Consider the following 14,050-nt stretch of genomic DNA (forward strand, 5'->3'; position numbering starts at 1 on the left):
TTCACCGCGCCCGAGACGGGCGCACGATTCCCCAGTATAAGCGCGGTCAGACGCCGACGTGTTTCTGATAGCGGACGATGGCCGCGAACTCGTCCACGACCAGACTAGCCCCGCCCACCAGCGCGCCGTCGACGTCCGGCTCGCGCATGAAACTCGCGATGTTCGTCGACTTCACCGATCCGCCGTACAGGACGCGGGTCCGCTGCGCGGCATCCGGCCCCAGCTTCGCGGAGATCACGCCGCGCAGCTTCGCGCAGACCTCCTGGGCCTGATCCGGGGTGGCGGCCTGGCCGGAGCCGATGGCCCAGACCGGCTCGTACGCCACGACGATCTCGGCATCCGCGGGCACGCCTTCCAGCGCGACCTCCAGCTGGCCGACCGGAACGGCGCTCGCGCCGAACTTCTCCAGGTCCTCAGAGGTCTCGCCCACGCAGATGACCGGGACCAGCCGGTGGCGCAGCGCGGCCTGCACCTTCGCCGCGACGACCTCATCGGACTCATCGTGGTATTCGCGGCGCTCCGAGTGCCCGACGATGACATATCCGCAGTTCAGCTTGGCCAGGAACGCTCCGGACACCTCGCCGGTGTAGGCACCGGAGTCCTTCGTCGACAGATCCTGCGCGCCCAGCGCGAATGGGATCTTGTCCGCGTCCAGCAGGGTCTGAACGGTGCGCAGGTCGGTGAACGGCGGGAAGATCCCCACTTCGACACTGCCCTCGACGTGCTTTGCCTCTTTCAGAGACCAGTGCAGCTTCTGCACGAAGGCGATCGCCTGCTGGTGGTCCAGATTCATCTTCCAGTTGCCCGCGATGAACGGGGTGCGCCTGATCTGCGTCGCAGCCGTTGCACCAGGATCGTCTACTGCCATCCGAGGACCTCCAGTCCGGGGAGCTTCTTGCCCTCGAGGAATTCCAGGCTTGCTCCGCCGCCCGTCGAGATGTGCCCGAACTGATCGTCCTGGAAGCCCAGCTGACGCACGGCTGCGGCCGAGTCGCCGCCGCCCACGACGCTGAGTCCGCGGACTTCGGTCAGGGCCTGAGCGACCGCCTTCGTGCCGGCCGCGAACGGTGCGAGCTCGAAGACGCCCATCGGCCCGTTCCAGAACACCGTGCGGCTGTCCCGGATGACCTCGGCGAAGCGCGCCGCGGTGTCCGGTCCGATGTCCAGGCCGAGGCCGGACGCGCCGAACGGGGTGTCCTCGATCCGGTCCGCCGCCGTCACCACATGCTCGGCGTCCGCGCTGAAACTGGACGCCACGACCACGTCGGTGGGCAGGACGATCTCGACCCCGGTCTCCTCCGCGGTCTTGACGTACTGACGCACGGTGTCCAGCTGGTCGGCTTCGAGCAGGCTCGCGCCGACACGGTGACCCTGGGCGGCGAGGAAGGTGAACAGCATCCCCCCGCCGATCAGCAGCCGATCCACCCGCGGAAGCAGGTGCGAGATCACGCCCAGCTTGTCGCTGACCTTGGAGCCGCCGAGCACGACGGTGTACGGACGCTCGGGGTTCTCGGTCAGGCGGTCCAGGACATCCAGCTCCGCGGCGATCAGCAGACCGGCGGCGGACGGCAGGATCTGCGCCAGCTCGTACACGCTCGCCTGCTTGCGGTGAACGACCCCGAAACCGTCGGAGACGAGCACGTCGCCGAGCTGGGCGAGCTGCTCGGCGAAGGCGCGACGCTCGGCCTCGTCCTTGGAGGTCTCACCGGAGTGGAATCGAAGGTTCTCGATCACCGCGACGCCGCCGTCTTCGAGCGCGGCGACCGCGTCGGAGGCCGACTCCCCCACCGTGTCCCGCGCGAACGCGACCGGCGAGCCGAGCAGCTCGGACAGCCGCTGAGCGACCGGGGCCAGACTGTACTTCTCGTCCGGGGCACCGGCGGGACGACCGAGGTGAGAGCAGACCACCACGCGGGCACCCTGCTGGATGAGCGCGTTGAGAGTGGGGAGCGACGCCCGCACGCGGCCATCGTCCGTGATCACGCCGTCCTTCAAGGGGACGTTGAGATCGCAGCGGACGATGACCCGCTTGCCGGCGAGCGAACCCAGCGAGTCGAGGGTGCGCAGAGGCATGATCGCTTAGAGGCGTTCGGCGACGTACTCGGTGAGGTCGACGAGACGGTTGGAGTAGCCCCACTCGTTGTCGTACCACGCCGAGACCTTGACCAGGTTGCCGCTGACGTTCGTCAGCTCCGAGTCGAAGATCGACGAGTGCGGGTTGCCCTGGATGTCGCTGGAGACGATGGGGTCCGCGGTGTACTCGAGGTACCCGGCGAGACGTCCCTCGGCGGCGGCAGCCTGGTAGGCGGCGTTGACCTGGTCCACGGTGAGACCCTCGGTCGGCGTGACCACCGTCAGGTCGACGATCGAGCCGGTGGGCACCGGAACGCGGTAGGACGAACCGCTGAGCTTGCCGCTCAGCTCGGGCAGCACCCGTCCGATCGCCTTGGCCGCACCGGTCGACGCGGGCACGATGTTGATCGCCGCACCGCGCGCGCGGCGGAGGTCGCTGTGCGGGCCGTCCTGCAGGTTCTGGTCGGCCGTGTAGGCATGCGCGGTCATCATGAACCCGCGCTCGATTCCGAAGGCGTCGTTGAAGACCTGCGCGAGCGGCGCCAGGCAGTTCGTGGTGCACGAGGCATTGGAGATGATGGCGTGCGCGGCGGGGTCGTACTCGCCCTCGTTCACGCCCATCACGATGGTGACGTCGTCGCCGGTGGCCGGTGCCGAGATCAGCACCTTCTTGGCACCGCCGGCGATGTGCTTCTTCGCGTCTTCGGCCTTGGTGAAGCGGCCGGTGGACTCCACGACGATGTCCACGCCGAGCTCACCCCACGGGAGGTTGGCCGGGTCGCGCTCTTCGAAGACCTTGATCTTCCTGCCGCCGACCGTGATCGAGTCCTCGTCGTAGGAGACCTCTTCGGCGAGGGGGCCACTGACGGAGTCGTACTTCAGCAGGTGTGCGAGGGTCTTGTTGTCGGTGAGGTCGTTCACCGCCACGATTTCGAGGTCGGCACCCTGCGCGAGTGCGGCGCGGAGGTAGTTGCGTCCGATGCGGCCGAAGCCGTTGATTCCGATCTTGACAGCCACGGAGATTCTCCTGAGATGTGTGGTGCGCGACAGCGCGTTGATGCGGTTGTGGGGGGACGGCGACGTCCCGGCGGGGGTTCCCCGCCGGGACGCCCATTCGCTATGACAGTACCAGCAGGCCCGAGGTCTTCTCGCGGGCTGCGGCGAAGCGGGACTGGACATCAGCCCAGTTCGCGATGTTCCAGAACGCCTTCACGTAGTCGGCACGGACGTTCTTGTAGTCCAGGTAGTAGGCGTGCTCCCAGACATCCAGCAGCAGCAGCGGGACGGTGCCGGCCACGATCTGACCCTGCTGGTCGAAGAACTGCTGGATGATCAGGTTCTGACCGATCGAGTCCCAGAACAGGCCCGCCCACCCTGATCCCTGGACCCCGAGGGCGGCCGCCGTGAACTGCGCCTGGAAGGCGTCGAAGGATCCGAAGAAGTCGCCGATGGCCGCCTCGAGCTCACCCGTGGGCTTGTCGCCGCCGTCCGGGGAGAGGTTGGTCCAGAAGATGGAGTGGTTGGTGTGCCCGCCGAGGTTGAAGGCGAGGTCCTTCTGCAGCTTGTTCACGTTCGCGAGGTTGCCGCTCTGGCGGGCCTCGGCGAGCTGCTCGAGTGCGGTGTTGGCGCCGGTGACGTACGCCTGATGATGCTTGTCGTGGTGCAGCTGCATGATCGTCGCACTGATGTGCGGCTCAAGAGCGGCGTAGTCGTAGGGGAGGTCGGGCAACGTGTAGTTCGCCATGTTCTCTTCTTCCTATCGGCGCTGCCCCGATACTTCTCGGTGCAACGGGAATGACGTCCCTAGCCTACTAACGCGGCACCGCCGCGCGCTCAGTCCTCGGCACCTACCGGAACGGCCGCCTCGGTGTCGGGGATCCCGTCGGTCTCGGCCTTCTTGTCCGCCATGGCCAGCAGGCGGCGGATCCGTCCGGCTACCGCGTCCTTGGTCAGCGGGGGGTCGGCGTGGTGGCCCAGTTCGTCCAGGCTGGCGTCGCGATGGGCCAGGCGCAGCTCCCCCGCCTCGCGCAGGTGCTCGGGGACTTCGTCGCCGAGGATCTCCAGCGCGCGCTCGACCCGTGCGCACGCGGCCACCGCTGCCTGGGCGGACCGGCGCAGGTTCGCGTCGTCGAAGTTGACCAGCCGGTTCACGCCTGCCCGCACCTCCCGGCGCTGACGCATCTGGTCCCAGTCGCTGGACGCGCGGCTGGCGCCCATCTGCGCCAGGGCGACGCGGATCGCCTCACCCTCACGGACCACGACGCGCGGCACGCCGCGCACTTCGCGAGCCTTCGCGGGGATGCCGAGACGGTGTGCCGCGCCGACGAGCGCCATCGCAGCCTCGGGCGCGGGGCACGTGATCTCCAGAGCGGCCGAACGACCCGGTTCGCTCAGTGTCCCCGCTGCCAGAAAGGCGCCGCGCCAGATCGCGGCCAGGTCCGACCGCGATCCGGTGGTCAGCTTGTTGGGCAGTCCGCGCACGGGACGGCGGCGCTGGTCCAGCAGGCCGGTCTGACGGGCAAGCGTCTCGCCGCCGTCGATCACGCGCACCGCGTAGTGGCTGCCGTTGCGGGCGCCCGACCCCTGCACGTGCACCAGCTCGGGTCGTACTCCGTACAGCTCGACGAGGTCGCGGGCGACGCGCCGCGCGAGCACGTCCGAGTCCAGCTCCGCCTCGACGGCCACCCGGTTCGCGATCGAGTGCAGCCCGCCGGAGAAGCGAAGGAGAGAGGTCAGCTCGGCCACTCGAGCCGTGGGACTCGGATCGCGCACAGCCGTCAGTTCGGCCTTCACGTCAGCGGTCAGCGACACGGATCTCCTCGCAGGCAATGATGCGGATGGGGGTTTGGAACGAGGGTCAAGCCTACTCGCGACCCCGCTCACTCACGACCCAGGTCGCGGTGCTTCACCCGCACCGCGACGCCGGGCACGCTGGACAGCCGCGCGGCCAGTTCCTTGGCCACCGCGACGGATCGGTGCTTTCCGCCGGTGCAGCCGACGGCGATCACGGAATGGCCCTTGTTCTCCCGCTGGTATCCCGCCAGGACCGGCTGCAGGGCCGCGGTGTACGCGTCGATGAACTCGGCTGCACCCTCCTGGGTGAGCACGAAGTCCCGGACTTCATCGCTCTCTCCGGTCAGCGCGCGCAGGTCGTCGTTCCAGAACGGGTTCGGCAGGAAGCGCATGTCGGCGACCAGATCGGCGTCCGGCGGCATCCCGTATTTGAATCCGAAGCTCATGATCGTCACGGAGTGGCGCGCGGCGCCCTCCGCGGAGAACAGATCGATGACCTGTGTGGCCAGCTGGTGGATGTTGAACCCGGAGGTGTCGATGATCACGTCGGCGCTCTCGCGAACGGCAGCGAGGCGATCGCGCTCCAGCCGGATGCCGTCCAGGACCGTGCCGTCACCCTGCAGCGGGTGCGGCCGGCGGACCGCCTCGAATCGGCGGACCAGCACGTCGTCGGAGGCGTCCAGGAACATCACCCGCACCGGGCGCCCGTCCCGCAGCGCCCGGGTGATCTCCGGCAACGCGACGAACAGATCGCGGCCGCGCACGTCGACGACCACCGCGACGCGCGGCAGCGCGCCGGCGGCGAGCTCGGTCAGCTCCAGCAGCGGGCGCAGCATCTGCGGGGGCAGATTGTCGACCACGTACCAGCCGAGGTCCTCGAGGGCATCAGCGGCGGTGGAACGGCCTGCGCCGGACATCCCGGTGACGATGAGCACCTCACCGGGCGGGCGGTGCTCCTCGGCGGGGGCATCCAGAGCACCGGTCTCAGCGTTGGTCATCCCACCCCCGTCGTCGTCTTCAGCCTACTCACTTGTGAGATGGGCATGGATCGCCGCCGCCAGCTTCGGCCCTACGCCGGGCAGCTCCATGATCTCCTCCGGTGTCGCGCGCTTCAACGCGGCCACCGAGCCGAAGTGCCGCAGCAGCGCCCTGATCCGCGCCTCGCCCAGTCCGGGGACCTCGGCCAGCACGCTCTGGATGTCGCGACGGCGACGTCTGCGCTGGTGCGTGATCGCGAAGCGGTGCGCCTCATCGCGAAGGCGCTGCAGCAGGTACAGCGCCTCGCTCGTGCGCGGCAGGATCACGGGGTAGTCCTCCCCCGGCATCCAGACCTCTTCGAGCCTCTTCGCGATGCCGCACAGGGCGATCTCCTCGTGGCCGGCGTCGGCCAGTGCGCGGGCGGCGGCCTCGACCTGAGGCTTTCCTCCGTCCACGACGAGAAGCTGCGGCGGATAGGCGAAGCGCGGTCGCCGCCGCCCGCCCTCGTCCGCGTCTGCCTGCTCCTCGGGCCGGTCCAGGTAGGCCAGTCGGCGCGTGAGCACCTGGTAGAGCGAATCGGTGTCGTCGGTGGTCTCCGGGACGCCGAACGAGCGGTACTGGTCCTTGCGCGGCAGCCCATCCTCGAAGACGACCATCGACGCGACCACGTTGGTTCCGCTCAGGTGCGAGACATCGAAGCATTCGATGCGCAGGGGTGCCTCGGCCAGGCCGAGTGCCTCCTGCAGGTCGCTGAGCGCCTGGGTGCGGGCGACGTAGTCGCTCGTGCGCCTGGTCTTGTGGATCATCAGCGCCTGCTGGGCGTTCAGAGTCGCGGTCTTGAGCAGGTCGGCCTTGCGCCCACGCTGGGCTACGAGGATGGAGACCCGCTTGCCGCGGCGTTCGCGCAGCCACGCCTCGAGTTCGCCGGCGCCATCCGGGAGCGAGGGGACGAGCACCTGACGCGGGATGTCTGCGGGTGCGGCATCGCCGTAGGCCCGCTGCAGCACCTGGTCGACCAGCTCTCCACCGGAGATGTCCAGTTCCTTCTCGACCGTCGTGGCCCGCACCCCGCGCACGCGACCGCCGCGGATCACGAACTGCTGCACGGCAGCGTGCAGCTCGTCCTCCGCGATGCCGAACAGGTCCGCGTCGGTGTCCGCGGACAGGACCAGCGCGCTCTTGGACAGCACGGCGTCGATCGCGGCGAGACGGTCGCGGTAGACCGCGGCGGCCTCGTAGTCCATCGCCGCGGACGCCTCGCGCATGCGCGCGTTCAGCTCCTTGGCGAACCGCTGGTCGCCGCCGCCCATGAACGCGATGAAGTCCTCGACGATCGCCCGGTGCTCCTCGATCGTGACCTTCATCGAACACGGGCCGCCGCATCGCCCGATCTGCCCCGGGAAGCACGGGCGGCCGCTGGACATCGCCTTCTTGTAGGACGCGTCGCTGCAGGTGCGGATCGGGAAGACCTTGATCATCAGATCGATGGTGTCGTGCACCGCCCACACCTTCGGGTACGGGCCGAAGTACTTGGCGCCCTTGATGCGGCGATTGCGCGTGACGATCACGCGCGGCGCCTCGTCGGCCAGCGTGATCGCCATGAACGGGTAGGACTTGTCGTCGCGGTAGCGGACGTTGAACGGCGGATCGAACTCCTTGATCCACATGTACTCGAGTTGCAGCGCGTCCACGTCGCTGTCCACGACGGTCCACTCGACCGACGCCGCGCTGGTGACCATCCGGCGCGTGCGCTCATGCAGCGTGCGCAGCGGCGCGAAGTAGTTCGACAGGCGCGCACGCAGGTTCTTCGCCTTGCCGACGTAGAGGACCCTGCCCGCGGCATCCCGGAATCGGTAGACACCCGGGTTCGTGGGGATCTCGCCCGGTCGCGGCTTGTACGCGACGGTGGGCCGGGATGCGGGCATGCTCACCCGGCCTTGCGCACCGCGGTGATGCCGAGCACCTCCGCCAGGAAGGCGCCCGTGAAGCTGCCTTCCGCCTGCGCCACCTGCTCGGGCGTGCCGGTTGCGACGACCTGGCCGCCGCCGGATCCACCCTCCGGCCCCAGGTCGATGACCCAGTCCGAAGATTTGATGACGTCCAGGTTGTGCTCGATCACGATCACCGTGTTGCCCTTGTCGACCAGACCGTTGAGCACCTCGAGCAGACGCTGCACGTCCTCGAAGTGCAGGCCCGTGGTCGGCTCGTCCAGCACATACACGCTGCGCCCGTTGCTGCGACGCTGGAGCTCGGTGGCGAGCTTGACGCGCTGCGCCTCGCCACCGCTGAGCGTCGTCGCCGACTGCCCCAGGCGGACATAGCCCAGCCCCACGTCGACCAGGGTCTTCAGGTACCGGTGGATGGCCTGAATCGGCTCGAAGAAGCCGGCGGCCTCCTCGATCGGCATCTCGAGCACCTCGGCGATGTTCTTGCCCTTGTAGTGGACCGAGAGGGTGTCGCGGTTGTACCGCTTGCCATGGCAGACCTCGCAGTCCACGTACACGTCGGGGAGGAAGTTCATCTCGATCTTGATCGTGCCGTCGCCCGAGCACGCCTCGCAGCGCCCGCCCTTGACGTTGAAGCTGAAGCGGCCCGGCTGGTAGCCGCGCACCTTCGCCTCCGGGGTCTCGCTGAACAGCGTCCGGATCCGGTCGAACACACCCGTATAGGTCGCCGGGTTCGAGCGGGGCGTCCGGCCGATCGGCGCCTGGTCGACGTGCACGACCTTGTCGAGATTGTCCAGGCCGGTGACCCGGGTGTGCTTGCCCGCGATGCGACGTGCACCGTTCAGGCGACTGGCCAGCACTTCGTACAGGATGCCGTTCACCAGCGACGACTTGCCCGAGCCGCTGACGCCGGTCACGGCGGTCATCACGCCGAGCGGGAAGTCGACCGTCACGTTGCGGAGGTTGTTCTCACGCGCCCCGACGACCGTCACCATGCGCTTCTTGTCGATGCGACGGCGCTTGGTCGGCGTGGGGATGGATCGCCGGCCGGCCAGGTAGTCGCCGGTGATGGACCGAGGATCGTTCAGCATGTCGGCGAGCGGCCCCGAGTGCACGACGTGACCGCCGTCGACGCCGGCCCGCGGGCCGATGTCCACCACCCAGTCGGCGGCGTGGATGGTCTCCTCGTCGTGCTCGACGACGATCAGCGTGTTGCCCAGGTCGCGCAGAGTCAGCAGCGTCTCGATCAGCCGCCGGTTATCGCGCTGGTGCAGACCGATGGAGGGCTCGTCCAGGACGTACAGCACACCGGTCAGTCCGGAGCCGATCTGCGTCGCCAGGCGGATCCGCTGAGCCTCGCCGCCGGAGAGCGAGCCGGCCGACCGGCTCAGGCTGAGATAGTTCAAGCCGACCTGCAGCAGGAAGTTCAGGCGCGCGCGGATCTCCCGCAGCACCTGCGCGGCGATCTTGGCCTCGCGGTCGGTGAGCTTCAGCTGCTCGAAGTACTCCTGCGCATCGCCGAGGCTCAGGCGCGAGGCATCCGCGATGGAGTGCCCGTGCACGAGAACGGCCAGGACCTCGGGCTTGAGCCGGTCGCCGTTGCAGGACAGGCACGGCACTTCGCGCAGGTACTCGGACCAGCGCTGGCGCTGCGAGTCCGAATCGGCCTGCACGTACTGACGCTCGATGTACGGCACCACGCCCTCGAACCCGGACGAGTAGCGCATCTCACGCCCGTACCGGTTCTTCCACTTGACGGTGACCTTGTAGTTCTCGCCCCGCAGGACCGCCTCCTGCACGTCAAGCCGCAGGTCGCGCCAGGGGGTGTCCAGCGAGAAGTTCAGATCCGCGGCCAGACCCTCCAGCAGCCGTTCGTAGTACTGGAACAGACCCTTGCCCTGGGTGGTCCACGGGATGATCACGCCTTCGCGGATCGACAGCTCGTCGTCGCCGAGCATGAGGTCCACGTCGACCGACATGCGCGTGCCGAGCCCGGAGCACGTCGGGCAGGCGCCGAAGGGCGCGTTGAACGAGAAGGTGCGCGGCTCGATCTCGGTCAGCTGCAGCGGGTGCCCGTTGGGGCACGCGAGCTTCTCCGAGAACGACTGCCACGCGGCATCGCCCTCCTCGTCCACGAAGTTGACCTGCATGATGCCGCCGGCCAGACCCAGCGCCGTCTCCACCGAGTCGGTGACCCGGCTGAGGATGTCGGGGCCGGCGACCAGCCGGTCCACGACGACGGCGATGTCGTGCTTGTAGCTCTTCTTCAGCACCGGCGGCTCGGCCAGCTGGATGAGCTCGCCGTCGACGACCGCACGCGCGTAGCCCTTGGCCGAGAGCTCCTTGAACAGGTCGACGAACTCGCCCTTCTTCTGCGACACGACCGGCGCGACGATCTGGTAGCGGGTCTTCTCGGGCAGCTCCACGAGCTGATCGGCGATCTGCTGCACCGTCTGACGCTGGATGACCTCACCGCACACCGGACAGTGCGGTACCCCGATGCGCGCCCACAGCAGGCGCATGTAGTCATGGATCTCGGTGATCGTGCCGACCGTCGAACGCGGGTTGCGGTTGGTCGACTTCTGATCGATCGAGACAGCGGGACTCAGTCCCTCGATGAAGTCGACATCGGGCCGGTCCACCTGCCCGAGGAACTGACGTGCGTACGCGCTGAGCGATTCGACGTAGCGGCGCTGGCCTTCGGCGAAGATCGTGTCGAACGCGAGGCTGGACTTGCCCGACCCGCTGAGCCCGGTGAACACCACGAGGGAATCGCGTGGAATGTCGAGGTCCACGTTCTTGAGATTGTGAACGCGGGCACCGCGAACACTCAGCTTTCCACTGGAGTTTCCGGGCGCGGCGACAGGGACGATGGGCACCACACAAGTCTAGGCGGGGCCTCCGACACCAGCGCCGGAGACCCCGCCTTCACGGGCTGTTGCCAGATGCGCCGCTACCGGATGATCACCGGAACGGTTCCGCTGGTGGACGGCTTGACCGTGTCGCTGCCGGCATACGACGCAGACAGCGCGTGCACGCCCCGGCCGAGGGCCGGGAGCGTCACCTTGACGGTCCCGTGGTCCTGGGCGGTGAGGGTGGCCGTGGCGATCACCTCGCTGCCGTCGCGGATCGTGACCTCCCCGGTCACCGGTGTCGCGCCCTCCGCGAGCACCAGCACCCGATACTGGATGGCCGCGTTCTGCTTCGCGTACAGCTTGTTCGGGATGCCGATGGTGATGCTGCCGGCACGGTCGACCGTGGTGAGCGCAACCTCGATCGACGTGCCGGTCGCCGCGCCGGTCAGGGTCAGCGCGATCGCGCCAACCGGGGCGTCCGCCGGCAGCTCGACAGCGACCGAGGCCGTCCCGTAGTCGTCGTACGGTGCCGTGCCGGGCGTCGAGTCCACGGGGAACGTGCCCAGCACCCGGTCGGCGAGCGAGACGATCAGCTCGGAGTCGCGCACGTCGGTCGCATGGGTCATCGACCACGACCGGACGTCGAAGGCCACCGTGGATCCGAGCTCGTAGGCAGTCGGCGCGTCCTGCGGGAACGCGACCTCCACGGCGTGCTGCGCGTAGTCGACGGGAAGCGGCGTCGATGCGGCGAAGGCGCCCATGTAGTCCACCATCGCCGCCAGGTCGACCTTGCCCGTATCCCTCTTGCCGGTGCCGTTCGCGAACTCGCGGAAGTTGTCGCCGCCGGTGGAGAGGAAGGAATTGACCGTCACGGAGTAGCTCGCGGTCAGGTCGATCGGCTCGCCGTGCAGCCACATTCCGGTCACGGTGCCCTGCGGAGCCGAATAGGGGGCGCGCAGCGATTCGTCCTCCGGAGTGGTCGGGTTGTCCAGCTCCTGCTCGGACACGGTCTGCTGCGTGTAGGTGTACTCGAAGCCCTCCGAGACCCCCAAGCGCAGGAAGGGCCGCGTGGGCAGCTTGTTGAAGGCGTCCCGCTGCCACTGCTGCTCGAGCACGGATTTGATCTGCGCCCCGGTCAGCTGCAGGTTGACCAGGGTGTTCGCGAAGGATTGCACCGCCGCCGCCTGACGGACCGTGACGACCCGCGGATACGATCCGTCGCCGGGGTCCACTCCGGTCATGTCGGCGCGCAGGCCGCCCGGGTTCATGAACGCGATCTGGGAGGCACCGGACTCCGGCGCCTCGGTCGCCCACTGCTGCACCTCCGCGACCAGATTTCCCAGCGTGGATTCGCCGCCGCGGTTCTCGATGCGCGCGCCCTCCGCGTTGAGCACCTGTGCACGGTTGAAGGGTCCGCCGATCGTGCCCAGCTCCACCGCGCCCAGGGCGTCGGCTTCCGTCGCGGCCCGCGACACGATTCCCGCGACGGCCGTGTCGGCCGGGTAGCGCGGCGACTCGACCGGATCCTCCAGCTTCAGCAGCGCCTGGGACACCGCCGAGACCGCACCGGTCGCGCCGTCGACGGTGAACTGGAGCTGGTTGAGGTTGGTGCCATACTGCCCGGCGGAGACGACCGGGCGGTCCGTGACGGCACGTCCTTCGCTCGCCCACTGCGCGACCGGGAACGAGCAGTCGTACGCGAGGTGGGTGTGGCCGGATACGATCGCGTCCACGTCGGCCGAGACGTTGTTGACGATGTCGGCCCATGGGCCGGTGTCGTCCATGGTCGCGCAGTCCGTCGTCGGGGCGCCCTCGTGCACCAGCATGACGACGAGGTCCGCGCCGCCGGCGACGAGTGCCGCGGCTTCGGTGTTGACGGACTCGATGATCGGCAGGACGTCGATGTCGGCGATTCCCCCGGGGCTGACCAGAGCCCGCAGCTCCTCGGTGACGGCACCGACGAAGCCCACCGACACGTCGCCGAATTCCTGGATCCACGTGGGGGGGACCGCCGGTTCGCCGGTGGATCTCACCCTCAGGTTCGCCGCGATGTACTCCCACTCGGCGCCGCCGTAGGGGTTCGTGGTCGGGTCGTACGGCGCCATCACGCGCTCGACCAGATCGGCGTAGCCCTGATCCAGTTCATGATTGCCCACCGCCGACACGTCCAGGCCCGCTCCGTTGAGGGCGTCGATCGTCGGTTTGTCGCTCTGGATGAAGGATTCGAACGTGGAGGCGCCGATCAGGTCACCCGCCGCGGCGAAGACGGTATTCGGGTTCTCCGCACGCAGCTGCGTGACGGCACCGGCCAGCACCGCTGCTCCGGCTTCGCCGTTGGTCGTGTTGTTGAGGATCCGACCGTGGAAGTCGTTGGTGGCGAGGATCTGAACGACAATGGGTGCGGCATGGGCTGCCGGGGTGGTGAGGGCACCGGCGCCGAGCGCGAGGATCGTGGCTGCAGCTGCGACGGAGAGCCGTCGGCCGGTGCGGGAGAGGGACTGTGACCGGGATCGCATGGACATCCTCTGAGGTCGGATCGATGGGGGGACGATTACCGCCGGGGCTGCGCGCGTTGTCGGTGCCACGCTGCACCTCGAAAAAGCCTAGAAGCCGATCCGCGACTTGCCAATGGGCTCGGCGACAGTTCACCGTTGCGTCCGCAACCGGCCGCTCGCGGTCGCTCAGCGTTCCGCTGCGACGGGCGCACGGCCGGCGAAACGCACCAGCGCCTCGCGGATGCCGGAGATCTCGGCGGCGTCCATCCCCACGCGTGCCATGATCTGGTGTGGCACCCGCAGCGCGTCCTCGCGCAGCGCCTCGCCCTGCCGGGTGAGGGCGATGTCGAGGACCCGCTCGTCGTCGCTGCGCCGGGTGCGGGTGACCCGCCCTTGGGATTCCAGCCGCTTGATGAGCGGGGACAGCGTCGCCGGTTCCATCGCCAGCTCCCCCGCCAGCTCGCCGAGCGAGCGCGGGGATTTCTCCCACAGCGCCAGCAGGACGAGATACTGCGGGTGTGTCAGCCCGAGCGGCTCGAGAACCGGCCGATACAGGGCCACCACGTTGCGGGCGGCCGTGACGATGGCGAAGCAGAGCTGGTTCTCCAGCGCCAGGATGTTCTCGGTCATGAGGGAATCATATCGACACGAATAGTTAGTACACTAATCACATGAGTGACGACAGGATGCCCCTCCGGCAGCGGGTCCGCCAAGCCGGCGGCTGGTACGCGTGGTTCAACACGAACCTCATCCGCCTGGCCGGCCCGGCAGCCGTCGGTCCGTACGAGACGACGCCGCCGCCCTCAGTGGCCGAGCGGGCCGACCGGGCGTGCCCCCTGTGCGGTCACCCGATGACGGCCCACACGTTCGACCGATCCGGTCCCAAGCCGCTGATGCACTGCCCGTGACC

At 68.5% G+C, this 14,050-nt stretch carries 11 protein-coding genes; 1 reads left to right on the forward strand and 10 read right to left on the reverse strand.

Translation table 11 applies throughout. The annotated features are described in order from the left end of the window. Nucleotides 1-46: 46 nt before the first annotated feature. From tpiA to QNO12_RS09545, 10 genes are all read right to left on the reverse strand, one after another. Entirely contained in the window at nt 47-868 is an 822-nt protein-coding gene (gene tpiA / locus QNO12_RS09500) for a triose-phosphate isomerase (RefSeq protein ID WP_257502491.1), read from the reverse strand. Next, nucleotides 859-2,073, reverse strand: a complete 1,215-nt coding sequence (locus tag QNO12_RS09505) for a phosphoglycerate kinase (protein ID WP_257502490.1) — start codon at nt 2,071-2,073, stop codon at nt 859-861. The genes tpiA and QNO12_RS09505 overlap by 10 nt, the downstream gene beginning before the upstream one ends. Before the next feature lie 6 nt (nt 2,074-2,079). After that, complete coding sequence (gene gap / locus QNO12_RS09510) at nt 2,080-3,090, reverse strand: type I glyceraldehyde-3-phosphate dehydrogenase (RefSeq protein WP_257502489.1); 1,011 nt, start codon at nt 3,088-3,090, stop codon at nt 2,080-2,082. A 100-nt stretch (nt 3,091-3,190) separates the two neighbouring features. Further along, nucleotides 3,191-3,817 carry a superoxide dismutase gene (locus tag QNO12_RS09515; protein WP_257502488.1) on the reverse strand — a complete coding sequence of 209 codons (627 nt, stop codon included), beginning with the start codon at nt 3,815-3,817 and terminating at the stop codon, nt 3,191-3,193. An 89-nt stretch (nt 3,818-3,906) separates the two neighbouring features. Then, entirely contained in the window at nt 3,907-4,884 is a 978-nt protein-coding gene (gene whiA, locus QNO12_RS09520; protein WP_257502487.1) for a DNA-binding protein WhiA, read from the reverse strand. Nucleotides 4,885-4,952: 68 nt separating this feature from the next. After that, entirely contained in the window at nt 4,953-5,864 is a 912-nt protein-coding gene (gene rapZ / locus QNO12_RS09525) for an RNase adapter RapZ (protein ID WP_257502486.1), read from the reverse strand. A 24-nt stretch (nt 5,865-5,888) separates the two neighbouring features. Beyond that, nucleotides 5,889-7,769 carry an excinuclease ABC subunit UvrC gene (uvrC, locus tag QNO12_RS09530; protein ID WP_257502485.1) on the reverse strand — a complete coding sequence of 627 codons (1,881 nt, stop codon included), beginning with the start codon at nt 7,767-7,769 and terminating at the stop codon, nt 5,889-5,891. 2 nt (nt 7,770-7,771) lie between these two features. Beyond that, nucleotides 7,772-10,669: an excinuclease ABC subunit UvrA gene (gene uvrA / locus QNO12_RS09535; RefSeq protein WP_257502484.1), complete on the reverse strand. Its 2,898-nt coding sequence runs from the start codon at nt 10,667-10,669 to the stop codon at nt 7,772-7,774. Nucleotides 10,670-10,743: 74 nt separating this feature from the next. Continuing rightward, a complete protein-coding gene (locus QNO12_RS09540) occupies nt 10,744-13,161 on the reverse strand; it encodes a 5'-nucleotidase C-terminal domain-containing protein (RefSeq protein WP_257502483.1) in 2,418 nt (805 codons plus the stop codon). 165 nt (nt 13,162-13,326) lie between these two features. Then, entirely contained in the window at nt 13,327-13,770 is a 444-nt protein-coding gene (locus QNO12_RS09545; protein ID WP_257502482.1) for a MarR family winged helix-turn-helix transcriptional regulator, read from the reverse strand. Between the two features lie 41 nt (nt 13,771-13,811). On the opposite strand from QNO12_RS09545, the gene QNO12_RS09550 reads away from it, so the two are divergent. Next, nucleotides 13,812-14,048 (forward strand): hypothetical protein, encoded by a 237-nt coding sequence (locus tag QNO12_RS09550; RefSeq protein ID WP_257502481.1) that lies wholly within the window; start codon nt 13,812-13,814, stop codon nt 14,046-14,048. Nucleotides 14,049-14,050: the final 2 nt, after the last annotated feature.

It is taken from the genome of Microbacterium sp. zg-B185 (assembly GCF_030246885.1).
Lineage (GTDB): Bacteria > Actinomycetota > Actinomycetes > Actinomycetales > Microbacteriaceae > Microbacterium.